This is a genomic window from Kineococcus sp. AC630 (genome assembly GCF_979255925.1).
Genome location: NZ_CEEDMJ010000102.1, coordinates 1 through 257, shown reverse-complemented (window position 1 = coordinate 257; position 257 = coordinate 1). Strand labels below are relative to the sequence as shown.

At 73.2% G+C, this 257-nt stretch carries 1 protein-coding gene; it reads left to right on the top strand.

Annotation, left to right across the window (positions count from 1 at the left end):
- The coding region (locus AC0I8G_RS26025; protein WP_471732522.1) for an NUDIX hydrolase at window positions 1–257 on the top strand (257 nt) is incomplete at both ends.

Here is a 257-nt window from a genome sequence, read left to right as displayed (position 1 = left end):
CCGAGGAGGAACTCGGCCACCCCGTCGGGGAGGTCACCCACCTCTTCGCCCTCTGGACCAGTCCCGGCTCCGTGACCGAGCGCCTGCACTTCTTCGCCGCGCCCTACGCCCACGGGGACGTGGTGGCGGGCTCGCGCACCGGGGTCCGCCACGAGGGCGAGGACATCGAGGTGCTGGAACTCGACGTCGCCGACGCGGTGTCGCGGATCGGCACCGGCATCGTCGACGCCCAGACCGTCCTGCTGCGGCAGTGGGCC